The sequence below is a fragment of the Pelagibacterium flavum genome, from assembly GCF_025854335.1.
In the GTDB taxonomy this organism is placed as follows: domain Bacteria; phylum Pseudomonadota; class Alphaproteobacteria; order Rhizobiales; family Devosiaceae; genus Pelagibacterium; species Pelagibacterium flavum.
In genome coordinates this window covers 1,698,872-1,723,486 of record NZ_CP107716.1, presented here as the reverse complement: position 1 = coordinate 1,723,486, position 24,615 = coordinate 1,698,872, and the positions used below count along the sequence as shown (strand labels likewise).

At 60.6% G+C, this 24,615-nt stretch carries 25 protein-coding genes; 8 read left to right on the top strand and 17 right to left on the bottom strand.

The genetic code is table 11. The annotated features are described in order from the left end of the window. The first annotated feature begins 25 nt into the window (after positions 1 to 25). Together OF122_RS08525 and OF122_RS08520 are read left to right on the top strand one after the other, a co-directional pair. Positions 26 to 1,255, top strand: coding sequence for an MFS transporter (locus OF122_RS08525; RefSeq protein ID WP_264227345.1), 1,230 nt, complete (start codon positions 26 to 28; stop codon positions 1,253 to 1,255). Positions 1,256 to 1,340: 85 nt separating this feature from the next. After that, positions 1,341 to 2,594, top strand: coding sequence for a multidrug effflux MFS transporter (locus OF122_RS08520; protein ID WP_264227344.1), 1,254 nt, complete (start codon positions 1,341 to 1,343; stop codon positions 2,592 to 2,594). A 140-nt stretch (positions 2,595 to 2,734) separates the two neighbouring features. On the opposite strand, the gene OF122_RS08515 is transcribed toward OF122_RS08520, so the two are convergent. After that, the gene (locus OF122_RS08515; RefSeq protein WP_264227343.1) at positions 2,735 to 3,547 is read right to left on the bottom strand and encodes an inositol monophosphatase family protein; all 813 of its coding nucleotides are present in this window, start codon (positions 3,545 to 3,547) and stop codon (positions 2,735 to 2,737) included. After that, positions 3,544 to 4,395, bottom strand: a complete 852-nt coding sequence (gene ttcA, locus OF122_RS08510) for a tRNA 2-thiocytidine(32) synthetase TtcA (RefSeq protein ID WP_264227342.1) — start codon at positions 4,393 to 4,395, stop codon at positions 3,544 to 3,546. The genes OF122_RS08515 and ttcA overlap by 4 nt, the downstream gene beginning before the upstream one ends. 405 nt (positions 4,396 to 4,800) lie before the next feature. Here ttcA and OF122_RS08505 point away from each other — a divergent pair, with 405 nt between their 5' ends. Then, positions 4,801 to 6,177 carry a peptide transporter gene (locus OF122_RS08505; protein WP_264227341.1) on the top strand — a complete coding sequence of 459 codons (1,377 nt, stop codon included), beginning with the start codon at positions 4,801 to 4,803 and terminating at the stop codon, positions 6,175 to 6,177. Positions 6,178 to 6,233: 56 nt separating this feature from the next. Here OF122_RS08505 and rpsD read toward each other — a convergent pair whose 3' ends face one another. The 4 genes from rpsD to OF122_RS08485 form a co-directional block, all read right to left on the bottom strand. Beyond that, on the bottom strand, positions 6,234 to 6,851 hold the full coding sequence (gene rpsD, locus OF122_RS08500; protein WP_264227340.1) for a 30S ribosomal protein S4: 618 nt from the start codon (positions 6,849 to 6,851) through the stop codon (positions 6,234 to 6,236). Positions 6,852 to 7,069: 218 nt separating this feature from the next. Then, positions 7,070 to 7,990 carry a DMT family transporter gene (locus OF122_RS08495; RefSeq protein WP_264227339.1) on the bottom strand — a complete coding sequence of 307 codons (921 nt, stop codon included), beginning with the start codon at positions 7,988 to 7,990 and terminating at the stop codon, positions 7,070 to 7,072. A gap of 73 nt (positions 7,991 to 8,063) precedes the next feature. Then, a complete protein-coding gene (locus tag OF122_RS08490) occupies positions 8,064 to 8,873 on the bottom strand; it encodes an RNA methyltransferase (RefSeq protein ID WP_264227338.1) in 810 nt (269 codons plus the stop codon). Further along, positions 8,873 to 9,436, bottom strand: coding sequence for a GNAT family N-acetyltransferase (locus OF122_RS08485; RefSeq protein ID WP_264227337.1), 564 nt, complete (start codon positions 9,434 to 9,436; stop codon positions 8,873 to 8,875). Before OF122_RS08485 ends, OF122_RS08490 begins: the two co-directional genes overlap by 1 nt. An 85-nt stretch (positions 9,437 to 9,521) precedes the next feature. On the opposite strand from OF122_RS08485, the gene OF122_RS08480 reads away from it, so the two are divergent. Genes OF122_RS08480 through OF122_RS08470 form a run of 3 tightly spaced genes read left to right on the top strand, consistent with a single transcriptional unit; the run spans position 9,522 to position 10,717 of the window. Then, a complete protein-coding gene (locus OF122_RS08480; protein WP_264227336.1) occupies positions 9,522 to 9,983 on the top strand; it encodes a GFA family protein in 462 nt (153 codons plus the stop codon). After that, positions 9,983 to 10,381: a GFA family protein gene (locus tag OF122_RS08475; protein WP_264227335.1), complete on the top strand. Its 399-nt coding sequence runs from the start codon at positions 9,983 to 9,985 to the stop codon at positions 10,379 to 10,381. Before OF122_RS08480 ends, OF122_RS08475 begins: the two co-directional genes overlap by 1 nt. Then, on the top strand, positions 10,382 to 10,717 hold the full coding sequence (locus OF122_RS08470; RefSeq protein ID WP_264227334.1) for a TfoX/Sxy family protein: 336 nt from the start codon (positions 10,382 to 10,384) through the stop codon (positions 10,715 to 10,717). 1 nt (position 10,718) lies between these two features. Here the strand turns inward: OF122_RS08470 and fabF are convergent, their stop codons facing one another. Further along, positions 10,719 to 11,990, bottom strand: a complete 1,272-nt coding sequence (fabF, locus tag OF122_RS08465; protein ID WP_264227333.1) for a beta-ketoacyl-ACP synthase II — start codon at positions 11,988 to 11,990, stop codon at positions 10,719 to 10,721. 37 nt (positions 11,991 to 12,027) lie between these two features. Further along, a complete protein-coding gene (locus OF122_RS08460) occupies positions 12,028 to 12,468 on the bottom strand; it encodes a MarR family winged helix-turn-helix transcriptional regulator (RefSeq protein WP_264227332.1) in 441 nt (146 codons plus the stop codon). A 192-nt stretch (positions 12,469 to 12,660) separates the two neighbouring features. On the opposite strand from OF122_RS08460, the gene OF122_RS08455 reads away from it, so the two are divergent. Continuing rightward, complete coding sequence (locus OF122_RS08455; RefSeq protein WP_264227331.1) at positions 12,661 to 13,872, top strand: NADP-dependent isocitrate dehydrogenase; 1,212 nt, start codon at positions 12,661 to 12,663, stop codon at positions 13,870 to 13,872. A gap of 231 nt (positions 13,873 to 14,103) precedes the next feature. On the opposite strand, the gene alaS is transcribed toward OF122_RS08455, so the two are convergent. Together alaS and recA are read right to left on the bottom strand one after the other, a co-directional pair. Then, a complete protein-coding gene (gene alaS / locus OF122_RS08450) occupies positions 14,104 to 16,767 on the bottom strand; it encodes an alanine--tRNA ligase (RefSeq protein WP_264227330.1) in 2,664 nt (887 codons plus the stop codon). Between the two features lie 284 nt (positions 16,768 to 17,051). Next, the gene (gene recA / locus OF122_RS08445; RefSeq protein ID WP_264227329.1) at positions 17,052 to 18,125 is read right to left on the bottom strand and encodes a recombinase RecA; all 1,074 of its coding nucleotides are present in this window, start codon (positions 18,123 to 18,125) and stop codon (positions 17,052 to 17,054) included. Between the two features lie 194 nt (positions 18,126 to 18,319). On the opposite strand from recA, the gene OF122_RS08440 reads away from it, so the two are divergent. Continuing rightward, positions 18,320 to 18,478, top strand: a complete 159-nt coding sequence (locus OF122_RS08440) for a hypothetical protein (RefSeq protein WP_264227749.1) — start codon at positions 18,320 to 18,322, stop codon at positions 18,476 to 18,478. Here the strand turns inward: OF122_RS08440 and cckA are convergent. The 7 genes from cckA to flgB all read right to left on the bottom strand — a co-directional run bounded on the left by cckA (position 18,475) and on the right by flgB (position 24,587). After that, complete coding sequence (gene cckA / locus OF122_RS08435) at positions 18,475 to 21,021, bottom strand: cell cycle histidine kinase CckA (protein ID WP_264227328.1); 2,547 nt, start codon at positions 21,019 to 21,021, stop codon at positions 18,475 to 18,477. The two genes, OF122_RS08440 and cckA, sit on opposite strands and share 4 nt — an antisense overlap. Before the next feature lie 126 nt (positions 21,022 to 21,147). Further along, on the bottom strand, positions 21,148 to 22,233 hold the full coding sequence (flhB, locus tag OF122_RS08430) for a flagellar biosynthesis protein FlhB (protein ID WP_264227327.1): 1,086 nt from the start codon (positions 22,231 to 22,233) through the stop codon (positions 21,148 to 21,150). Positions 22,234 to 22,236: 3 nt separating this feature from the next. Continuing rightward, positions 22,237 to 22,998: a flagellar biosynthetic protein FliR gene (gene fliR, locus OF122_RS08425; RefSeq protein ID WP_264227326.1), complete on the bottom strand. Its 762-nt coding sequence runs from the start codon at positions 22,996 to 22,998 to the stop codon at positions 22,237 to 22,239. Positions 22,999 to 23,004: 6 nt separating this feature from the next. Then, entirely contained in the window at positions 23,005 to 23,271 is a 267-nt protein-coding gene (gene fliQ, locus OF122_RS08420; protein ID WP_264227325.1) for a flagellar biosynthesis protein FliQ, read from the bottom strand. Between the two features lie 91 nt (positions 23,272 to 23,362). Continuing rightward, the gene (locus OF122_RS08415) at positions 23,363 to 23,686 is read right to left on the bottom strand and encodes a flagellar hook-basal body complex protein FliE (protein ID WP_264227324.1); all 324 of its coding nucleotides are present in this window, start codon (positions 23,684 to 23,686) and stop codon (positions 23,363 to 23,365) included. Positions 23,687 to 23,757: 71 nt separating this feature from the next. Further along, the gene (gene flgC / locus OF122_RS08410; RefSeq protein ID WP_264227323.1) at positions 23,758 to 24,171 is read right to left on the bottom strand and encodes a flagellar basal body rod protein FlgC; all 414 of its coding nucleotides are present in this window, start codon (positions 24,169 to 24,171) and stop codon (positions 23,758 to 23,760) included. A gap of 11 nt (positions 24,172 to 24,182) precedes the next feature. Further along, positions 24,183 to 24,587 carry a flagellar basal body rod protein FlgB gene (flgB, locus tag OF122_RS08405; protein WP_264227321.1) on the bottom strand — a complete coding sequence of 135 codons (405 nt, stop codon included), beginning with the start codon at positions 24,585 to 24,587 and terminating at the stop codon, positions 24,183 to 24,185. Positions 24,588 to 24,615 lie beyond the last annotated feature (28 nt).

The window sequence follows — 24,615 nt, the reverse complement described above, 5'->3', positions numbered from 1 at the left end:
AGACGATAAAAGTGGAACTACGACAATGTCCGCCATAACCTCCCGCCGCGCCATGCCGGTTCCCCTGCCGGTTATCATCGTTGCCGGCTGTTTCATCGCCATGGTCACCTTTGGCGCTCGCTCCACCTCCGGCATCTTCCTTCTGCCCATGACCGAGGACCTCGGCTGGTCGCGTGAGGGCTTCGCCATGGCGTTGGCCATCCAGAACCTCGTCTGGGGCATCACCCAACCGTTCGCGGGCGGTATGGCCGACAAGTTCGGCACCGGACGCGTCCTGGCTGCGGGAGCGCTGGTCTACGCCTTGGGCCTCATCCTGTGGTCCATCACGCCCACTGAAGGCATGTTCATGCTCACCGGTGGGGTCCTGATGGGCGTCGGCATCGGCACCGCATCGTTCGGCGTGGTCATGGCGGCCTTCGGCCGCGCCGTCCCGCCTGAAAAGCGGTCCTTCGTTTTCGGTATTGCCACCGCCGCCTCCTCCATGGGCCAGTTCGTCTTTGCCCCGCTGGGGCAGGCGTTCATCTCAAATTTCGGCTGGCAGACGGCGCTGGTCTATCTCGGATTGATCATCCTGATGGTCATCCCGCTCTCGACGATGTTGCGCGGTCGGACCAACAGCGCACCCGGCGATGCTGATATGCCCTTCATGCAGGCGCTATCCAAGGCCCTCGGCCATGGCTCCTATCGCCTGCTGGTCATCGGCTTTTTTGTGTGCGGCTTCCATCTGGCCTTCATCACCGTCCACTTCCCCGCCTTCCTGGTCCAGTGCGGACTGACCCCGGAAGCCAGCTCCTGGGCTCTGGGCCTGATCGGCCTGTTCAACGTTGCCGGCTCGCTGTTGGCCGGCTGGCTGGGCGATCGGCTGCCCAAGCAGATTCTGCTTTCGGTGATCTACTTCCTGCGCGCGGTCGGCACCGCCGCCTTCCTGTTGCTCCCCATAACCGAGATCAGTGCGTATATCTATGCAGCGACCCTAGGCATGCTCTGGCTCGCGACTGTGCCCTTGACCGCCGGGCTCGTCAGCCTGTTCTTCGGGCCGCGCTACATGGGCATGCTTTATGGCGTGGCCTTTCTCTCCCACCAGATCGGCTCGTTCTTTGGCGTCTGGCTCGGTGGTCTCTCCTACGACATGACCGGAAACTATTACGCGGTCTGGTATTTGGGCATCCTCATCGGCCTGTTTTCAGCCGCCGTAAACATCCCCATAAAGGAAGCCAGAGCGCCCGCCTTCATTGCCCCCCAACCGGCAATTTAGGGTTGCCAAACCCGATAGAGGGGTTCAAGCTTTACCAACAAGGCCGGGCCGATGAGTCCCGGCCTTGCCATTTCAAGGTATCCCCATGACCACCACGACAGCGACCCGGGACGTTTCCCGGCCGGAATTCATTGCTCTGATTGCAGGGCTCATGGCGCTCAACGCGCTGGCCATCGACGTGATGCTGCCCGCCCTGCCCTATATGGGCGAGGCACTGGGCGTGATGAACGAAAACGACCGCCACTATGTGCTCACAGCCTACATGCTCGGTTTCGGGGCAGCACAGATCGCATTTGGCCCGCTTTCCGACCGTTTCGGACGCCGCGCCCCGCTCATGGTCGGTCTGGTGATCTACGTCGCCGCAGCATTCTCCGCTGCGTTCTCGCCGACTTTCGCGACCCTTCTTGTTCTCCGCTTCGTTCAAGGCATGGGCGCCGCCTCCACGCGCGTGATCGCCACCTCGCTAGTCCGCGACAAGTTCGGCGGCCGGGCGATGGCCGAAGTCATGTCGCTGGTCTTTATGGTGTTCATGATCATCCCGGTGATAGCGCCGGCAATCGGCCAGGTTCTCCTCTTGACCGGTCCCTGGGAGTATATCTTCTTTTTCATGGGCGGGCTGGGTCTGGCGATTGCCGTTTGGGTGTTCGTGCGCCTTCCCGAAACATTGCTGCCCGAAAACCGTCGCGAGCTGCGCCTGACGGTCATCATTGAAGGCTTCCGGCTGGTTTTCACCAACAAGATGGCCTTCAGCTACGGGCTTTCGGCCATGTTCGTGTTCGGCGCTCTTTTCGGCTTCATCAGCACGGCCCAGCAGATCTATGTCGACATCTACGACCTGGGGGCATATTTCCCGGTCGCCTTCGCGGCCATTGCAGGCATGATGTCGGTTTCCTCCTACACCAACTCGCTCATGGTCCGGAAAATCGGCATGCGTCGGCTGAGCCATGGCGCCATGCTGGTGTTCACCATCATGAGTGGCGTCTGGCTAATGGTCTCGCTCACCGGTTTCATGCCGCTCTGGCTGTTCCTCGCGTTCCTAGCCGTCGTCATGTTCATGTTCGGCTGGTCGATGGCCAACATCAACTCATTGGCCATGGAGCCGCTCGGCAAGGTTGCAGGCACCGCCTCGGCAGTGTTCGGGCTGGTCCAAACGGTGGGCGGCGCTTTGATCGGCACGGTGATCGGACAGTTCTACAACGGCACCGTAACGCCTATCGCTGCCGGATATTTCGTGCTCGGTTGCATGGCGCTGGCATTCATCCTGATTGCCGAGAACGGCAAGCTGTTCGGTGTCGGCGAGGAATACCGCGAAGATGCCGTACCGGCCGATGTGCACTAAGGTGTGTGGGGATTCAGGTCAAGGCTGAGCGAAAATGGCACTTTTCGAGAACCGGAACGGAGCGTACTTAAAGTACGTGAGTACCGGAAGCGCAGAAAAGTGCAATTTGCAGCCAGCCATCAACTGAATCCCCACACACCTCAAACGGTAAACACCTCGCGGCGCAGTTCGTCCCAGCTGTCCTTGCTGCCCGCCACCAGAAGCCCGCCCTCCATATGGGCGGGCTTGTAGGCCGACCCATCGAAATGGGCGACATGCGCGCCCGCCTCGGCCATCATCAGCGATCCCGCCGCGTGGTCCCATGGCGTAAGCTTGTTGTACATCATGAAATTAAGGCTGCCACCCGCACCCAACCGGTATTCGTGCCCCGCGCACCGATAGGCCGCCAGCGTGTGAACCTTGGCGAGATTGGCCAGAATTTCTGCCCGCTTGTCTTTTGCGACATAAGACGCCGAAGCGGTCCCCGCCATCTGGTCGAGCGGAACCGGATCGGCAAATTTCTGCGCCAGCATCCGCCCATCGGGAAACACCTGAAAGCAGCCGCAGCCGCGCTCGGTCATTACCCAGTCATCACCGACCGGATCGTAGATCACCCCGGCAACCACTTCACCCTTCTGCACAACTGCCGCCATGACGGCAAACAGTGGCAGTCCCGCAGCGAAATTCCACGTCCCATCCACTGGATCGACATAGATTACGGTTTCGTTCTCGAAATGGGTGTCGAGCAGTCTGGGGTTGGCTGCCACCGCCTCTTCGCCAATCACGACGGTCTGTGGCGAAGCCGCTTTGATCGCATCGGTAATGAACCGCTCGGAGGCCTCGTCAGCTTCGGTCACCAGATCATGCACGTGCGATTTGGTGCGGATCGCGCCTTCATCGAGCCGCCGGAACCGGGGCATGATTTCCTTGGCCGCTGCCTCTCGCAGGATAGCGGTCAGGCGATCGATATTCATTGGGTCACCTTGGCCGCCAGCGCGGCGAAATCGAAAAGCCTCGGGTCCAGCATGTGGCTGGGATTGATATTGCCCAACGCGCGGATCATCACGTCCTTGCGGCCAGGCATCTTGCGCTCGAAATCATCGAGCATCGCCTTCATGGCGTTGCGTTGCAGCCCGTCCTGAGATCCGCACAGATCGCAGGGAATAATGGGAAATTCCAATGCCTCGGCAAATCGTGCCAGATCAGCTTCCGCGCACAGGGCCAGTGGCCGCAGCACTTCCACATCGCCCTCATCATTGAGCAGCTTGGGCGGCATGGCGGCCAGCTTGCCCCCATGGAACAGATTCATGAAGAATGTTTCGAGGATGTCTTCGCGATGATGCCCCAGTACCAGCGCCGAACACTGCTCTTCGCGCGCGATGCGATAGAGATGCCCACGCCGCAGCCGCGAGCAGAGCGAACAATAGGTCGCGCCTTCCGGCAGCTTGTCGGTAACGATCGAATAGGTGTCCTGATATTCGATCCGGTGCGCGATGCGGTTGCGCTCCAGGAATTCGGGCAGAATGTGCTTGGGAAAATTGGGTTGCCCCTGGTCGAGATTGCACGCCAGCAGTTCCACCGGCAAAAGCCCGCGCCATTTCAGATCGAGCAGCACCGCCAAAAGTCCATAGCTGTCCTTGCCGCCTGAAAGAGCCACCAGCCATTTCGTGCCCGGCCGCACCATACCATAGACGTCCAGCGTCTCCCGGACCTGCCGGATCAGGCGCTTGCGCAGCTTGTTGAACTCAACGCCCGCGGGCGCGTCCCGAAACAGCGCAGGGCAGGATTCGTCAAAATCCGCGATCGGTTCGGCAATACTCATCTTGACCCTTCTCGCGCCAAAGGGAGTGTGAAACGAGGCGCATGCGTTTGATACATGCGACCGACGCGGGGGAAAAGGGGCCGGTGCCGATTTCAGCGCAGCAGGCCGGGCGAAAGCCGCTATTGCGGCTCACCCGGCCCAGTGACGCAGAACAAGGCTGCTTTGAACCCGTTCGAACCGAAGCCGTCAGGAACCATCTGCGGTCCGGCTTGCACCTCCATATCAGGCAGGCATTGCCCTCTTCTCAACGCGTCTATACGCATTCTCCTCAAAAACCCGTCAATTGCCTTCGATCAGCCAGGATCTGACCCTCGCGCGCTCTTGCAAGCGCCGGATTCGCGGCCTTAGATCAAGTTTCGCGGCCCGCAGCGGAATGGCGAGTCGCCGTCCCATGTGGAGCGCGCAATGTTTCGATCTTTCTTCCCGGTTCCCAAGCTGTTTTTCTCCTCCCTTCTTGGCTTGATGATTCTGGCGATCATCGGCTGGTCGACGTTGGGGCCGACGCTTCAACCCTATCTCAGTCTGGACCGATTTATACTGCCGCCCCCATGCGCGCCGACCGAGGCGGTCGCGCCGCCGGGCGTGGGCGATACCGCCCAGGCCGTGCCCGGAGCCGAACTCACTGAACCCGATCTGCCGGATTCCTCGATAACCCAGCCCGATGCGCCCTCAGCCACCGAAGCGCGTTGCCTGCCGGAAGGGTCGTTCCTCACCGCCGAGCGGGTCTGGTTCTACCAGTACCTGCTCATTCTGGCCGTCGCGTTCTGCGTCTTCTGGTACCGTTACAAGCGCAACGAATGGTACTGGTGGTCGGTCGTCAGCACCGTGGCCATCATGCTGCTGACCTATTTCAACGTCCAGGTCGACGCCTTCATCAACAATTGGCAGGGCCGATTTTTCAACACAATGCAACAGGCGCTGACCGAACCTGGGTCGGTCACGCCGGAAGTGTTTTACGGCCAGATCGCCGAAGCCTTCGTCGTCCTGATGCCCCGCATCGTCGTGGCGGTCATTGTCGCCTTCTACACCGCCCATTACGTCTTCCGCTGGCGCAAGGCGATGAACTCCTACTACATGGCCTGGTGGCCCTCGATCCGCACCACCGAAGGCGCCGCACAGCGCGTGCAGGAAGATACTATGCGCTTTGCCTCGATCACCGAGGATCTCGGCGTCGCCTTCCTCGATTCCCTGATTACGCTTGTGGTGTTCATTCCCCTGCTGTGGACGCTCTCACAAAACGTCACCTCCCTGCCCTTTATCGGCGACGTGCCGGGCAGCCTGGTCTGGGTGGCGTTGCTGTCGGCAGCTTTCGGCACCGTGCTTCTGGCCATTGTCGGTATCAAGCTGCCCGGTCTCAATTTCGAGAACCAGAAGGTCGAGGCGGCCTATCGTAAGGAACTGGTCTATGGCGAAGACCACGAGGAATACGCCCAGCCGGCGACATGGCGCGAACTGTTTGCCAATGTGCAGAAGAACTATTTCCGCCTCTACTGGCACTACACCTACTTCAATCTCGCCCGTTACGGCTATCTCAACCTGGCGGGATACATCCCCCTGCTCGCCCTTTCGCCATCAATTCTGGCCGGCGCGCTGACGCTCGGTCTCTATCAGCAGGTGCAGCAGGCCTTCGGCCAGGTGGCCTCCTCGTTCCAGTTCCTGGCCCGCGCCTGGTCCACGGTCATTGAACTGCTCTCGGTCCACAAGCGCCTGATGCACTTCGAAAGCCACATCCCGCGAGACCAGGAACCGATCAAGGAATCAGTCAGCGAGTACGCAAGCTAGACAAAAAAAGGGCCGCCCGATCGGGCGGCCCTTTGAATTGAAACTCTGTAATTCGCTTAGCGCGAATAGAATTCCACAACCAGGTTCGGTTCCATCTGCACCGGATAGGGCACATCGCCCAAGGCCGGAACGCGGACAAAGGTCGCGGTCATCTTGGAGTGATCGACATCGACGTAATCGGGCACGTCACGCTCGGCGAGCTGAACGGCTTCAAGAACGATGGTGAGCTGCTTGGAGCGCTCACGGATCGAGATCACGTCGCCCGGCTGCACATTGTAGCTCGGGATGTTGACGCGCTTGCCATTGACCTGAACGTGGCCGTGGTTGACGAACTGACGCGCAGCAAACACGGTCGGCACGAACTTGGCGCGGTAAACGATGGCATCCAGACGGCTTTCGAGAATGCCGATCAGGTTTTCGCCGGTGTCACCGCGACGACGGGCAGCTTCAGCGTAAACGCGCTTGAAGGCCTTTTCGGTGATCGAGCCGTAATAGCCCTTCAGCTTCTGCTTGGCGCGCAGCTGGATACCAAAGTCGGAAAGCTTGCTCTTGCGGCGCTGGCCGTGCTGGCCGGGGCCATAGGCGCGGGCATTGAGCGGGGACTTCGGGCGACCCCAGATATTTTCGCCGAGGCGGCGGTCGATCTTGTGCTTCTGCGAATGACGTTTTGACATCGCTTGTCCTTTTTAAAACCAAAGATAAAAGACAGCGCCCTCCTCTGTCCTGCCCGAAGGCAGAACCGACAGACCGTGCGAAAAACGTGGTTGCAGGCCCGGCTTCAAAGCCGAACCAGAAGCACAAACCGACGGTCCCGGGTGCTTCCCGATGGGCAAAGCCGATCAGGATGGCCGGTTTCTATGGGGCAAAGCCTGTAAAGTCAAGCGCCGCGCGACTATTGCAGCGCTTGCCGCCCCTGCCTGCGCTCCCTCTGAAAAACATAAAGACCCGAGGCGAGAATGATTGCGGCACCAACCCAGGTCCAGAAATCGGGAAAATCCCCGAAAACGAGGTAACCGATAATCGTTGCGCCGATGATCTCCAGATACTGGAACGGCGCGAGCGTGCTGGCCGACGTCCTGCGGAATGCCTCGGAAAACAAAAAGAAGGTGACCCCCGAGAACATCCCCATGAAAACAAGCTGCCCCCAGGGTCCGTCGGGATCGATTCCCTCAAGACTCACAAGATCGAAGCCACCAAAAGCCAGCAACCCGCCGCCCAAAATTGCCATGGCGACCAGCGAAAACCAGAACTGCACGGACAACCCGTCCATCTCGCCTGACAGCTTGCGGATGACGATGGCGTTCAAGGCAAAGCCTGTCGCCGCCACCAGCGGCAACAGCGAAGCCCAACCGAATACGTCCCAACTGGGCCGAATGACGATCAGGGCGCCAACAAGGCCCACAGCCACGGCGGCGTAACGACGCCACCCGGTTTTTTCTCCGAGCAGCCAGGCAGAGAGCAGCGTGAGGATCAAAGGCTCGACAAAGAATATGGCAATCGCGGTCGCGATCGGCATTGTGACGAATGCCGCGATCAGTGACGACAGCACCACAGCAATCGTGGCCCCGCCCATGAGCAAAAGCGGCCACGGCCCCCGGGCCAGCCGACGTCGCAGCACGACAATGGCCAATCCCAGCATCAGCATCTGGAACAGAAAGCGCCAGAACGCGATTTCGAAGGGTTCCATTATGCCCGTCAGGCTCTTGGACATGGCATCGCTGATCGGCACCAGCAGCACTGCCGCGATCATGAACGGCATCCCGCTTGTCGAGTTGGCGAGTGCGTCTCGCGCCTGCGATTTGATAACAGCCATGAGGAGAAATCGGCCAGCAAAGGTGGGAGTCAATAAGGCGACACCCTAGTCTCGGGCACAGCCCACCGCAACCTCAGCCCTGTTCGGTTTCGTCCTCGCCCTTCTGCCGCGAAGGGTTGGGCCGCTCGTGCCGCCGGTCGAGTGCTGCAACGATGCCACGCAGCGTCCGCACTTCCTGCGCGTTGAAACCGCCCCGCGCAAACATGGCCCGAATATTGTTCATCATGCCGGGCCGCTTGGCCGGTGTCTTGAAAAATCCCGCCCGGTCCAAAGCTTCGCCCAATTGCTCAGTCATCGCCGCCAGTTGCCCGCGTGGCGCCGGTTCACCTTCATCGGCCGAAAAGGGCAGTGGCTGATCCTTGAGCGCCGCGCGCCGCCACTCATACGCCAGAACCAACACCGCCTGCGCGATATTGAGCGAGGCAAAGGCCGGCTCGACCGGCAGCGTCACGATGGCATCGGCCAGCGCAACCTCGTCATTGTTGAGCCCCCAGCGCTCGCGCCCGAACAGGATGCCCGCCCTCTGCCCGCCCCCGATGTGGGCCGAAAGCCGGTCCGCCGCTTCGTCGGGACCGATCACCGGCTTGAACATTTCCCGGTTTCGCGCCGTCGTGGCGAGAACAAGATTGAGATCGCCCATCGCCTCGGTCAGCGTTTCAAACACCTGAACCCGCTCGATCACCGGCAGCGCCTTGGCCGCAGAAGCCGTAGCCTTTTCGTTTGGCCATCCATCGCGTGGATTGACCAGCCGCAGATCCCAGAGCCCGAAATTGGCCATGGCGCGCGCCGCTGCACCGATATTTTCGCCAAGCTGCGGCTCGACCAGAATGATCGCCGGCGTGGGCCGGAACGCAAATTCCTTGCTGCTGTCGGTCCCCGCCATCAGTTTGCCTTCCGCGCTGCGCGCCACTCATCTTCGAGAATGGCGTAAACGAACTCTTCGTCCCATTCGCCCTTGAATATCGCATGCTCGCGAAAATGCGCCTCGCGCCGCATGCCCAGTTTTTCCATTACTCGCCACGAGCCTGTGTTGCGCGCATCGCACCGCGCCGAAATCCTGTGCAGGCCCACCTGCTCAAAGCCCACCGCCAGTACCGATTCCATCGCTTCTGTCGTGTAGCCCTGCCCTTGAAATGCCGGGCTCATCACATAACCGATCTGCCCCTGCCGCGCCGCGCGGTCCTCAAACATCAGCACCACATCCCCGATCAATGCCCCACTTGCCTTGAGTACAGCTGCATATTGAATGCCTTCGCTGTTCTCTCCCAGACCATCCATGGCGATCCAGCGCGGCATTAGCTCACGGACACGCTCGAGCGAACGCGGCTCCCACATGCAATAGCGCGCGACTTCGGGCAGCCCCTGATAGGCGGCCGCCGCCTCGGCATCGGAAGGCGCGAATTTGCGCAGTATCAGCCGTTCGGTTTCAATGGGAAAAAAAGTCATAAGGTCGACGCTCGTTTGCCCTGCGGTCAGTAATGCCTGCCGACGGCGATGGCAACAATTGCGCTGGCCAGGATTTACGCTGGCAATGTGCGCAGCCTCGTGCCAGCTTTCACCCATGCCAATGCTCAGTCTCGATGAAACCGCCAGTTGCGCCTGTGGTGCCGTGAGCCTCCGGATCAAGGGGCCGGTTCTCTCGATGCTGGTCTGTTCCTGCCTCGACTGCCGAAAATCGACCGGCACCGGCCATTCTGCCGTGGTCCTGATGTCCACCGATTCTGTTGCTGCCTCGGGCAAGATGAAGGGACATACCCGCACGGCCGCTTCAGGGGCCGAGATAACCCGCAACTTCTGCCCGAAATGCGGGACGCCCCTGTTCGCCAAAACCGCCCGCGCGCCGCTTTTGACCCTGCTTCCGGTCGGACTATTCGATCAACCCGATTGGTTTTCGCCCCGACAGGCCATCTTCTCGCGCACCCATCTCGATTGGGACACCCTCGACGAGGCGCTTCCCCGATACGATACCTACCGCGACAATGGAGGATTTTGATGTTTGCAACCGGCCGCTGCCTCTGCGGAGCCATCAGCTTTTCGGTCGCCGAACCGCCAATCCGCATGGCCCAGTGCCATTGCGAGGATTGCCGGCGGCTGACCGGCACCGGGCACATCGTTCAGGCCTTCTTCAAGACCGACGATGTGACCATCAGCGGACAACCGGCAGTTTTCGAGAACGTTGCCGATAGTGGCAGCGAACGCCGCCGCTCCTTTTGCCCATCCTGTGGCTCGACCCTGTTTTCCGAACGCAACACCGCGCCCGGCATCATCGGCATTGCCGTCGGCGCCTTCGACAATTCCGACTGGTTCAGCCCCGGCATGGTCTTTTACACGCATCAGCGCCCTCACTGGGACCCCGAAGTGCCCGGCGTACAGGCCCACGAAAGAATGTAGATGAGCCAGGCCGCCGACGATCTTTCCGACCGCATTCGTGAACGCCTCGCCCCTATTCCGGGAGTCGCCGAACAAAAGATGTTCGGTGGACGTGCGTTCATGCTCGATGGCAATATGATCTGCGGCATCATGAAGGATGGCGGTTTGCTCGCCCGCGTCGGCAAGGACGGCTACGACGCCGCCCTCGCTCTTCCCGGCTGCCAGCCCATGACCATGGGCGCCAAGACCATGTCGGGCTTTGTCGTCGTCGATGGCGATGTGCTCGACACCGAAGAGGGATTGGCCCAATGGGTCGATCGTTGCCTGGCCTTCGCCGCCACTCTGCCGCCGAAATAGTTCAGGCGCGCCCGAACACCAGCGTCGCGTTGATCCCGCCGAAGCCGAACGAATTGGACATCACATAGTCCACATGCTTCGCGATCGGCTTATTGGGCACCAGCTCGAACCCCCGGCCCTCAGGCACCGGATCGTCGAGATTGATCGTGGCGGGCAACATGTTTTCGCGGATTGCCATCACCGAGAACATGGCCTCGATTGCGCCAGCCGCACCAAGAAGGTGCCCCGTTGACGATTTGGTCGATGAAACCGCCAGCGTCTTCCCCCGGTCACCGAACACGGCACCGATGCCGGCCAGTTCCGCCGCATCGCCAACCGGCGTCGAGGTAGCATGCGCGTTGATGTAGCCGACCACGTCGGGAGAAATTCCCGCCATAGCCAACGCCTTGCGCATCGCCACCTGCGCGCCCGCGCCGTCCGGCGAACCCGCCGTCAGGTGATAGGCATCGGCGGATGTGCCATAGCCCGCTACCACTGCAAGCGGCACCGCCCCGCGTGCCTTGGCATGGCTGAGCTTTTCGATAACCAGCACCGCTGCTCCCTCGGCCAGAACGAACCCGGAGTGACCGGTGTCGAACGGCCGCGACGCCTTATGCGGCTCATCATTATAGGACGAGGTCAGGGCGCGCGACGCGCCGAACCCGCCAATCGATATGGGATCAACCGATCCTTCGGCCCCGCCAACAACGGCAACCTCAGCCTCTCCGGTCATAATCAGCCGCATGCCGTCGCCAATCGCCTGGGCCGACGCCGCGCACGCGGTTACCGGCGTTCCAATCGGGCCACGAAACCGATGCACGATGGAAATCCAGCCCGCTGCCATATTGGCGAGGAACGAGGGCACGGTGAACGGCGATAGCCGCCGCGGCCCTTTTTCTGCAATGGTCCGCGCCGCCTGCGCCATCACCGGCTCTCCGCCGACACCGGACGCGATAATCGTGGCTGTTGCTTGCTGCCCTGCATCATCCTGGGGGTGCCAGCCCGCCTGATCGAGAGCCTGCGCCGCGGCGGCAAGCCCATACTGAATAAAAAGATCCATCTTCTTGATCTCCTTGGGCTCAATCCATTCGGTCGGATCGAACCCATCGGGATCATGGGCCTTGTCGGGCACCAATCCGGCGATGTGGGAGGCAAATCCCGTCGTATCGAAGCGATTGTTCCGCACGACCCCACTTTTGCCCGCAAGAAGCCGCTCCCAATTGGTCGCGACGCCCACCCCAAGCGGGGACACCGCTCCCATGCCGGTTACAACAACCGGATCATCGCTTTGCATCGAAAGTCTCCATCACTGGTTTTGTATTGATTTGGCTTCACGCGTCCGCTTGTTGGCGAGCCTCACCGGCGGTAAGCGCGCGCAACCCGCCGAGGAAATCCTCAGGGCCCGGATCGATCACCAGCGCTCGCAATTCGTCCTGCGAATCCCGCCAGAGGGGCAGGATCTCTTCAAGCAGCGCAGCGCCTTTTTCGGTCAGTTCAAAGTGTCGAACGTTGCCCTTTTCGGGGCGCCCGGCGATCACCAGCCCGCGCTTGCTCAACGGCTCGAGATTGCGCAGGAGCGTCGTGCGATCCATGGAAATCCGTGCCGCCATCGAATTGACGGACATGCGCGGTGAGTTCTGAACGGTCATCAGAACCGTAAATTGAACGACCGAGATTTCAAACGGGCGAAGCACTTTGTCATAGCGGCGCGTCAGAGCCCGCGCGGCCATCACGGTGTTGAGCACGAGGCAATCAAAAAAGGCAAAGGTCATGGCGGCAAACTATAGTGTAATTACACATGTGTAAATACACTATACCATCCCACAAGTCCCCGATGCCGCTCGGCACGCCCCCCTTCGCGGCGAGACACTTTGCGCCTTACCAATGCTCTGCTATAGGGACCGCGAACTTTGGCTGGCCCATGCTGGCCGAACCGGTTTTTTGCGCGCGAGGAGCACATTTTAATGACCAAGATCAAAGTCGCAAACCCTGTCGTCGAGCTCGACGGCGACGAAATGACCCGGATCATCTGGCAGGCCATCAAGGACAAGCTGATCCACCCCTATCTCGACATCGATCTTGAATATTACGATCTTTCTGTTCAGAAGCGCGACGAAACAGACGACCAGATCACCATCGACGCTGCTAACGCCATCAAGAAATACGGCGTCGGCGTCAAATGCGCCACCATCACCCCCGACGAAGCCCGCGTTGAGGAATTTGGTCTAAAGAAGATGTGGCGTTCGCCCAACGGCACCATCCGCAACATCCTCGGTGGCGTGATCTTCCGTGAGCCCATCATCTGCAAGAATGTTCCGCGCCTGGTTCCCGGCTGGACCCAGCCGATCATTGTCGGCCGTCACGCCTTCGGCGATCAGTACCGCGCCACCGATTTCAAATTCCCCGGCAAGGGCAAGCTGACGATGAAGTTCGTGGGTGACGACGGCACCGAGATCGAGCACGAAGTGTTCGACGCGCCAGCCGCCGGCGTTGCCATGGGCATGTACAACCTCGATGAGTCGATCCGTGATTTCGCTCGCGCCTCACTCAACTACGCGCTCCAGCGCGGCGTCCCCTGCTACCTCTCGACCAAAAACACCATTCTCAAGGTCTATGATGGACGCTTCAAGGATATCTTCGAGGAAGTGTTCCAGGCCGAATTCAAGGAAAAATACGAAGCCAAAAAGATCTGGTACGAACACCGCCTGATCGACGACATGGTCGCAGCAGCTCTCAAATGGTCCGGCGGTTACGTCTGGGCCTGCAAGAACTACGATGGCGACGTGCAGTCCGACATCGTTGCTCAGGGCTTTGGTTCGCTCGGCCTGATGACCTCGGTTCTCATGACCCCCGATGGGCAGACCGTGGAAGCCGAAGCTGCCCACGGCACCGTGACTCGTCACTATCGCCAGCACCAGCAGGGCAAGGAAACCTCGACCAACTCGACGGCATCTATCTTTGCCTGGACCCGTGGCCTTGCCCACCGCGCCAAACTCGATGGCAATGATGAGTTGGCAAACTTTGCCGCAACCCTCGAAAAGGTCACCGTCGCCACCATCGAGGAAGGAAAGATGACCAAGGATCTGGCGCTGCTCGTCGGCCCCGATCAGCCCTGGCTCACCACCATGGGTTTCCTCGATGCTATCGACGCCAACCTCCAGAAGGCCATGGCGTAACCTTTATTCTAGAGCACAAGTGCCAAAGCCGCCCCTCGGGGCGGCTTTTCCTTTGCCTGCTGTTCGGCGTTGACGTTGGCAGCAATCTGCAAGACGAAACCTGGGACCGCGGCTCGGTCCTTGCGATCAGCGCCAGCCTCAAGGCGTCGTTCTGAACGCTACTCCACGATACTCCGAACACAAAAATGGCCCCTGACGGGGCCATTCTTTATGCGTCCAGTTGGAGATGGTTCAAGCGCCCAGATGCGCCTTGATCGCCTCGACCGCGGCCTGGGCCTGAGAGGCATCGGGGCCGCCGGCCTGCGCCATGTCGGGGCGCCCGCCTCCGCCCTGCCCGCCCAGCGTAGTCGAGCCGATCCGCACCAGATCGACGGCGCTGTAGCGCGACACCAGATCTTCGCTCACGCCAACCGAAATGCCGGCCTTGCCGTCTTCGGTCGTGCCGACGATCACCACGATCCCCGATCCGATCTGTTTTTTGCCCTGATCGACCAGACCACGCAGATCCTTGGGCTGGAGCCCTTCCACCACGCGTCCCATGAAGGTTACGCCATTGATCGTTTCGCTGGCCCCGCCGCCATTGCCGGTGCCGCCACCCATCGCCAGTTTCTGGCGCAGATCGGCGACCTGGCGTTCGAGGGCGCGGCGCTCTTCCACAAGCGCTTCGACACGCGAGACCGCGTCACGCGGCGAAACCTTCAAAGTGGCCGCGACGGTCTTGAGCTGGTCTTCCTGCGCGTTGAGATAGGCGCGCGCGCCGTCGGCGGTCAGCGCCTCGACCCGCCGCACACCGGCTGCGACCGAGCTTTCCTGCACGATCTTGACCAGCCCGATGTCACCTGTACGCCGCACATGCGTGCCGCCGCACAATTCCATCGAATAGGTCTTGCCTGCCTTTTCGCCTTCCAGCGCCCTACCCATCGAGACAACGCGCACCTCGTCGCCATATTTCTCGCCGAACAGCGCCATGGCACCGGCTTTGATCGCATCATCGACAGCCATCAGCCGCGTTTCCACGGGCGCGTTCTGCAACACGATGGCATTGGCCAGACGTTCGACCTCGGCGATTTCCGCTTCGCTCATCGGCTTGGTGTGCGAATAGTCGAACCGCAACCGGTCGGGCGATACCAGCGAGCCCTTCTGCGCCACATGACTGCCCAGAACCTCGCGCAGCGCCTCATGCAGCAGATGGGTCGCCGAGTGGTTGGCGCGGATCGCGGTGCGGCGGGAATGATCGACCTTGAGGGTCAGCGCCTCACCGATCTTGACCGTTCCAGCCTCAACCCTGACGCGATGAGCAAAGACACCACCGGCCTGCTTCGTGGTATCGAGCACAACCACTTTCGCGCCGTCCTCGCTCTCCATTGTGCCGGTGTCGCCCACCTGTCCGCCGCTTTCGCCATAAAACGGCGTCTGGTTCAGAACGATGAAGCCCTCGTCCCCCGCATTGAGCGCATCGACGCTTGCCCCTTCCTTGACCAGCGCCTTGACCGCGCCGTCGCTGTCCTCGGTTTCATAGCCCAGAAACTCGGTTGGACCTGCAGCGTCGGCAATCGCGAACCATACCGCGCTGGTTGCCGCATCGCCGGAACCCGACCAGTTCTTGCGCGCTTCAGCCTTCTGGCGTGCCATGGCCGCATCGAACCCGGTCTGATCGACCGACACCCCCCGCAGACGCAGCGCATCCTGTGTCAGATCGAGCGGAAAGCCATATGTGTCATAGAGCTTGAAGGCTGTTTCACCAGCCAAGGTATCGCCTTTGCCCAGACCGGTGCTCTCATCTTCAAGGATCTGCAGCCCGCGGCTGAGCGTCTTGAGGAAGCGCTCCTCTTCAAGCCTGATCGTCTCCGAAATCATCGCTTCGCCGGCAACGAGATCAGGATAGGCCTGCCCCATCTCGCGGACCAGCGAGGGGACGAGCTTGAAAATCGTGGGCGCGTTGGTGCCCAGAAGCGTTGCATGGCGCATGGCGCGGCGCATGATGCGGCGCAGCACATAACCGCGACCTTCATTGGCCGGCAGAACACCGTCGGCAATCAGGAACGACATCGAGCGCAAATGATCGGCGATGACGCGATACGAGGCTACGTTTTCCGGTGTCGGCGCATGACCCACAGCCGACGCCGTCGCGTCGATCACGTGGCGGAACATGTCAGTTTCAAAAACGCTCTCTACGCCCTGCAGGATCGAGGCCATGCGCTCGAGCCCCATGCCCGTATCGATCGACGGGTTGGGCAAAGCCTCCTGCGTGCCATCGGCGAACTGCTCGTACTGCATGAACACCAGATTCCAGAATTCAAGGAACCGGTCGCCATCCTCTTCCGGCGTCCCCGGAGGGCCGCCCCAGATATGCTCGCCGCGGTCGATGAAGATTTCCGAGCACGGCCCGCACGGGCCCGTATCGCCCATCGTCCAGAAATTGTCCGAAGTTGGGATACGGATGATCTTGTCATCGGAAAGCCCGGCAATCTTTTTCCAAAGGTCGGCCGCTTCGTCATCGGTGTGGTAGACGGTGACCAGCAGCTTATCCTTGTCGAGCCCGAACTCCTTGGTGACCAGCGCCCAGGCCATATCGATGGCCTCTTCCTTGAAATAGTCGCCGAAGGAAAAATTGCCCAGCATCTCGAAAAAGGTCAGGTGCCGCGCGGTAAAGCCTACATTGTCGAGATCGTTGTGCTTGCCCCCGGCCCGAACGCATTTCTGCGATGTCGTGGCCCGTGAATAGGGACGTTTTTCAAGACCGGTAAAGACGTTCTTGAACTGCACCATGCCCGCATTGGTAAACATCAGCGTCGGATCGTTGCGCGGCACCAGCGGGCTGGAAGAGACTTTCTCATGACCGTTCTTGGCAAAGAAGTCGAGGAAGGTCGAACGGATGTCGTTTACGCTTGTCATGATCGCGCCAAAAACCCTGTCTGCGGCCAATGCGCCGCACCATATTTTATCGTTCCGGATGCGCCGGATACGTGGCCGATTGCGCCCCGTTTTCACCGGCTGAAAACCTGAGCAAGCCTTCTAGCGTGTGCATCGGGCGAGTGCAATGCGAAGGCTGTGGCACCGGGCCAATAAGTCGCGAGCGACTAGCTGCAGGCCAGCAAAAGGAAAGGCGCCGGTTGCCCGGCGCCAGGAGGTCATAGACAAATCTTGCTTCCAGCCGGCTTGGACCGGCAACGGCAAAGCTAGTCTTCACTATCCTCGGCGCTGTCTTCACCCGCCGTAATCAGTTCAGCGGCAATAAGGCCGGCGCTCTCGCGCACCCCGTTCTCGATCTGGTTGGCGATCTCGGGATTGTCCTTGAGGAACTGGCGCGAGTTTTCACGCCCCTGCCCCAGCCTCTGGCTGTCATAAGAGAACCAGGCGCCCGATTTCTCGACGATCCCGGCCTTGACGCCCAGATCGAGCAGCTCACCGGTCTTGGAAACGCCTTCGCCATACATGATGTCGAATTCGACCTGGCGGAACGGGGGGGCCATCTTGTTCTTGACCACCTTGACCCGCGTCTGGTTGCCGACGACCTCTTCACGATCCTTGATTGCACCGATACGGCGGATGTCGAGGCGAACCGAAGAATAGAATTTGAGCGCGTTGCCGCCGGTCGTGGTTTCGGGCGAACCGAACATCACGCCGATCTTCATACGAATCTGGTTGATGAAGATCACCATGGCCTTCGATTTGGAAATCGAACCCGTGAGCTTGCGCATGGCCTGGCTCATCAGACGCGCCTGAAGACCCGGCAGGGAGTCGCCCATCTCGCCTTCGAGTTCGGCCCGTGGCGTCAAGGCCGCCACCGAATCGACGACCAGAACGTCGATCGCGCCCGACCGCACCAGCGTATCGGCGATTTCAAGCGCCTGTTCACCCGCATCGGGCTGGGAGATCAACAGCTCGTCGATATTGACGCCAAGCTTGCGCGCATAAGTGGGATCGAGCGCGTGTTCTGCGTCGATGAACGCGCAGATGCCGCCGCCTTTCTGAGCTTCGGCCAGCACATGCAGGGCCAGCGTGGTCTTGCCCGAGCTTTCCGGTCCGAAAATTTCAATGATACGCCCGCGCGGCAGCCCACCGATGCCCAGCGCGATATCGAGACCGAGCGAGCCCGTGGAAATCGATTCGACATTGACTGAGGTGTTTTCCCCCAGCTTCATGACCGAACCCTTGCCGAAATTGCGCTCGATCTGGCCCAGAGCGGCCTCGAGTGCCTTGTTCTTGTCCATCGAACCCCCGTCAACCACGCGAAGCTGTGAAACTGCCATTGTTAGCTCTCCTTATTTCACCAAATGCCCTGCGCGCGCAACGCGATCAGTCGGCCCTCAACGCCTATTTCTAGGTTGCATATTTGTTCTCATTTTGTTTTCGATATGTCAAGAGACAAAATAAGAACATTCAGGAACAATGGAACCAGTCGGGCCCGCGATCATTGCAAAGGCTCATCATCAGGGAGGCCGCTATGAACATGGGCACGGGAATCGCCATGGGAATCGCGATCGGCGCCGGTATCGGGGTTGCGATCGACAACATCGCCGTGGGAATTGGCATTGGCGTCGCCATCGGCGCGGGCCTCGGCGCAGCATTTCTTGCCAGTTCGAACTCCTCGAAGAAAGACTAGTCCTCGCTTGCCGCCGGACTCCCCGACAGCACTTCCTTGACCTTGGAATTGATCTGGTCGAGCGTATAGGGCTTAGGCAGGAATTCCACGCTCCTGTCGTCCTCGAGCCCCTGGCGCACGCTCTCCTCGGCGTAACCGGAGACGAAAATCACTTTCAGGCCCGGATAAAGTTTGCGCACATGGGTCAGAAGCGTCGGCCCGTCCATTTCGGGCATCACGACGTCGGAAATGATCAGGTCGATCTTGCCCTCGATCTCCTCAAGCACCTCAAGCGCCTCTTCGCCCGACCCGGCTTCGAACACTTCATAGCCCGTCGTCGAAAGGGCTCGTGCTGAGAACATGCGCACGCTTTCCTCGTCCTCGACCAGAAGGATACGTTCGTTCCCGGTCAGATCCCGGACCGGCGCGGCAACCGCCTTGACCACCTCTTCCTTTTCTTGCTGGATGTGCCGTGGCAGCAGCAGCCGGAAGGTCGTGCCCTTGCCCACTTCGGATTCAGGATAGATGTAGCCCCCGGTCTGCTTGATGATGCCATAGACCATCGACAAGCCCAGCCCGGTGCCCTTGCCCAGTTCCTTGGTCGAAAAGAACGGCTCGAAGATCTTTTCCATGACCTCCTGGGTCATGCCGGTGCCGGTATCGCTCACCTCGATCGAAACAAAATCGGCAGGCACCAGTCCCGGATAGGTGAAGGTTTCCGCCTCGGCTTTCTCGACATTGCGCGTGCGCAGCGTGATCTGCCCGCCATCCGGCATGGCGTCGCGCGCGTTGACCGCAAGATTGATGATGACCTGTTCGAGCTGCACCAGATCGGCGCGGATCGGCCATACATCGCGCCCGTGCTCGACATCGAGCGTCACATGCTCGCCGATCAGACGTTTGAGCAGCACCGTCAGATCGTCGATATGCTGGGGCACTTCGAGCACTTGCGGGCGCAGGGTCTGCCGACGCGAGAAGGCCAGAAGCTGGCGCACCAATCCCGCCGCGCGATTGGCGCTCTGCTTGATCGACATGATGTCGCCAAACGAGGGATCGGACGGCTTGTGCTTGAGCAGCAGCAGGTCCGAAAACCCGATAATGGCAGTCAAAACGTTGTTGAAATCGTGCGCCACGCCGCCAGCCAACTGCCCCACCGCCTGCATCTTCATGCCCTGGGCGAATTGTTCTTCCAGCTGGCGCTGCTCGGTCATGTCGAGCGCATAAAGGATTGCCGCCTCGTTGCTTTCTCCGCCCTGCTCGACGCCGGAAATGAACATGCGCACGCTGCGCGGCTTTTCGCCGGGGATCGTCGCATCGACCGGCGCGATTTCCGCTCTGTGTCCCTTGGCATCGACAAGCGCCATCGCCAGCTTTTCCCGGCTTTCGGGGTCGATAAGCGAGGCGACATTGAGCCCCTCGATCCCGCGATCGCCCGATGTAAGCCCGAAAATACGGGTAAAGGGCGCATTGGTGCGCACCACCTTGCCCGCGCTATCGAGCGCCGCGATGGCGATGGGTGTATGATTGAAAAACCGTGAGAATCTCACTTCGGCGGCCCGCAACGCCTCCTCGCCCTCGATGCCGCGTGATCGATCGAGCACCAGCGTACGGGTTTCACCCAGCTCGCCCTCCGCCAGCCGCGCCGCGCGATGCAGCAGCCGCACCGGCAGACTGGTGCCGTCGTGGCGTACCAGATCGAGATCGATCACTTCGGTACGCACCGCGCCGTCCTGCCCGCCGCCCATCAGCAGCCCCGCTCCATCGCCCTGCACGATCTCGCCCAGGTCGAGATCGCCCGCCTCAAAGGCCGCGAGGTCGTAGCCGAGCCAATCGGCCAGAGTTGAGTTGATGTATTGGATCCGCCCGCGCGCATTGGCCGAAAAGAACCCGGCCGGTGCGTGATCGAGATAGTCGATTGCCTTTTGCAGCTCGACGTAGAAATTTTCCTGGGCATCGCGGTCGCGGGTGATGTCCTCGACCGTCCAGATCACCGATTTGCCCGGCGCGCCGTCGTAATCGGGCAGGCTGCGCGCCCCGATCCGGAACCATTGCGCCGCGCTCCGGCCACGCGAAATCCGCACGTCCTCGACAATGGCGCGCCCGTCCCGCGCCGCGCGCGACAACCGGTAAACGGCCTCACTGGCCTCGGGCTGGCTGGCAAACAATCGCGGCACACCAACCGGAACGCCCTTGGAAACCGATTTGGAAAGTTCCGAATACTGCGCATTGGCATAAAAAATCTTGCCGTCGCGGTCCGTAACCACCGCGCCGTATGGCAGGCTGTCGACGATGGCGCGCGCCAGCGTGCGCTTTTCGGTGCCGCCGACGAACCGGAACAGGCCCGCCGCCAGCGCAAACAGCGAAAAAACGCCGACAACCGACAGAACGCCCAGAAACAGCACGATCATTTCGGGCGAAATGGCTTCGCCCATCAGCGAAAAGGCCACCGCAACCGCGACAAAGGCCAGCGAGAGGATGACCACCCGCCACAGCGCGGCATTGGAGGACGGACGCGCCACCATCGGTTCGGGATAGCTGTCCTCGTCCATCGGGGCCACCGCCATCGGTTTCTTTCCTTGGTACAATATCTCAACCCCGATCCGAATCGGGCTTCCTATTGGTAGCAAAACCCGCTTCGCCTTGGGTAGTGCGGATTAACCGCTCATTAACAGTCTCGGTTAGGGTCGACCCTAATTTCCGCTCTTCCAGCTTGAGCGGTTTTTCAGCCGCATCACATAGCCGATGATCTGCGCAACTGCCTTGAAATGCTCAGCCGGAATGGTTTCCCCCACCTCGGCACCCGCGTAGAGCGCCCGGGCCAGCGGCGGATTTTCGACGATCGGGATGTCGTGATCCTTGGCCAGACCGCGAATCCTCAGCGCAATCGCATCGACGCCCTTGGCCAGAACCTGGGGCGCCGCCATATCCTTATCGTATTTGAGCGCCACGGCGAAGTGGGTCGGGTTGGTCACCACCACCGTCGCATCGGGCACCGCCGCCATCATGCGCTTGCGACTGCGCTCCATGCGGATCTGGCGGATACGGCCCTTGACGTGCGGATCGCCTTCCATCTGCTTGTATTCATCGCGCACTTCCTTGACCGTCATCATCTGGCGCTGCCACCATTTGTGGCGCATGTAGATGTAATCGAGCAGCGCCACGATGGTGATGGCGATCAGCGTCGCAATGAAGATCTTGATGCCGATTTCCTGGAACAGTTCCAGCGTCACGATGGGGTCGGCGGTCATGATGGTCGAGAGCCGGTCCCTGTCGGGCCAGACCACCAGCACCATGATGGTGGAAAACACGACGAGCTTGAAAAGCCCCTTGGCGAAATTGACCAGCGCCTCGGTTGAAAACAGCCGCTTGGCCCCGGCCAGCGGGGAGACCTTGGAGAATTTGGGTTTGAGGTTTTCAGCGGAAAACACCATGCGGTGCTGCACCATGTTCCCGGCTATCCCGCACAGCGCCAGAAGGATCATGGGAATCAAAAGCGCGCTCAAAAGGCTGATCGTCGCGCCGTAAACGAACTGGTTGAACCCCGGCCCGCCCACCTCGTAAAGGTCTGCACGGCCGAGATAATCTCCAAGGCTCGTCATGATCTGCGCGCTGGTCATCGGCGCCACGAACGCAAAGATCAGTGCCGACCCCAGGATCATGAACCAGGTCGTCACCTCCTGGCTCTTGACCACATCGCCCTTCTTGTGAGCGTCCTCGAGCCGCTTATGGGAGGGGTCTTCTGTCTTTTCGCTCTGTTCGGGTTTGTCGTCGCTCATGACCTAACCCAGAAACTGCGAAAAATGATCTTCGAGATAGCTCATATAGAGCCCCATCGTGACGCTGAGCAGCAGCGCGAACAGGACGAGCCCGATGATGATGTTGGCCGGCATGGCCATGAAAAACACCTGAATCTGGGGCATCAGCCGGCCCAGAATGCCCAGCCCCAGGTAAAACACCAGGCCGAAAACCAGAAACGGCGCCGACATCTGCGTGCCGATCAGGAACGCCTGTGCCACGATCTCGGTCGCCATCTGCGCCGCGTCGCCCAGCATGAGCGGCGCGTCGGGCGGAAAATAGCTGTAGCTGGCATAAATACCGGCCAGCAGCACATGATGCAGATCGGTGGCGAAAATCAGCGTTACGCCCAGCATGGCCAGAAAATTGCCAACGATCGCCCCCTGCACCCCCGGTTGGGTGGGATCGGAGGTCTGGGCCATCGAGAGCCCCATCTGGAACGCAATCACCGCACCTGCGACCTGCGCGGCGGTGATAATAAGCCGGGTCAGCCCCCCGAGGATAAATCCGACGGCAAGTTCATGCCCCAGCGCTGTCATGAGCCCGCCCAGCGTCACCGGAACCGCCCCCAGATTGGGCAGGATCAGCGGGTAGAGGATCAGCGAAAACGCCAGCGCAAAGGTCAGGCGCAGCCGCGTGGGAATCGTCGATTCCCCCAGCGCCGGCAACAGCATGAGGATCGTGCCGAGGCGCGCGAAAATGAGGAAAAAATAATAGGCGACATCGGGGCCCCAGCTGACGCTCATTCCCCGCTATCCGCCCGTAATGATCATGTCGACGATCTGGGTCATGTAAGCGCTCATCGTGGCGCCCATGAACGGCAGCGTCACCAGCAGCGTGACAAAGATCGCGATGATCTTGGGCACGAAAACCAGTGTCATTTCCTGGATTTGCGTCAAAGCCTGAAACAAGGCGATGATGACGCCGACCACCAGTCCCACAATCATCATCGGCCCTGCAACGATGATAAGGGTCCAGATGCCGGAGGTGGCGATGTCGAGAGTTTCTGCCCCGCTCATGGGAATGGCTCCTGCCGAATCGAGCCTATTGTACACGCTCTGACGCCCAATGGACCCTCGGTGTACTCAGGGGCCACGCCCAAAAGACGGGCTAGATCGGCATGCGCATGATTTCTTCATAGGCCGAGATCACCCGATCGCGCACCGTGACCATGGTCTCCATCGCCGACTCGGTTTCGGCCAGCGCGGTCACGACGTCGACGACGTTGGCCTTGCCGTTGATCATGTCGACAGCGACCTGATCGGAGCGCTGCCCGGTCTCGACGATGCCGCTGAGCTGCTCGGCCAGCATTTGCCCGAAATCGGCGCCGGAGGGTGAGGCGGCGGGCGCGGTCAGCTTGCCGCCAGCCTGATCGGAAACCAGGCGCGAGACGTTGCCGTACGCTGCTGCGGCTGCATTGAATGGCGTGCTCATGAACTTAGTTCCTTTGGTTGTCGCGCTTCCGAACCGCAAAAGTGGAAACCACTATTGCTCGAAGCCCTCCCTTAACCGCGCAGAATATCGAGCGTCCGCCCCAGCATCTGGCGCGAGACGGTGACGACGTTGAGGTTGGCCTCGTAGGTGCGCTGGGCCTCACGCATGTCCATGGTCTCGATCAGCGTGTTGACGTTGGGGTATTTGACATACCCGTTCTCGTCGGCCGCCGGGTGACCCGGCTCATAGCGCGAGGAAAAGTCGCTCATGTCGGTGGCGAGCGCCCCGACAGCCACTTCCGTGGCGCCGAGCTCGCGATTGAGCACCGCATGGAAGGTCGGCACCTTGCGGCGATAGGGGTCTTCGTCGGGCGTATGCCCGGCGGAATCGGCATTGGCCATGTTCTCGGCGATCACCCGCATGCGCGCCGTCTGGGCGTTGAGCCCCGACCCGGCGATCTTGATCGATGTCATGAAGTCGTTCATGCCTTAGCGTCCTATACGTTCTTGCCCAGCGCGATCTTCATCAGCCGAATGGAGCGTGTGTAGAGCGTGGTCGCGGCCTGATAGTCCATCTGGTTGGTCGTGACCTTCATCATCTCTTCTTCGAGCGTCACCCCGTTGCCCTCGGGCATGATCTCGAAACTGTTCATCGTCCGCGCGCCCATGGCGCGGCTTGGATCGCCCCCGACCGAGAAATGGTTGCGGTTTGTCGCCGTCGTCGTGACATTGGTGCCCGAGCGGCGCGCCGTGCTTTCGATGGAGAACGGTGCGAGGTCCCGTCCGCGATAGCCCGGCGTTTCGGCATTGGCGACGTTCTCGGCCAGAAGCGTCTGGCGGGTCTGGTGCCACTGCATCCTGTTCTTGAGCGCGGCAAAAATGGGCAGGTCGCCAATGGCCATGTCGGTCCGCCGAATCCGGTTACAGTCT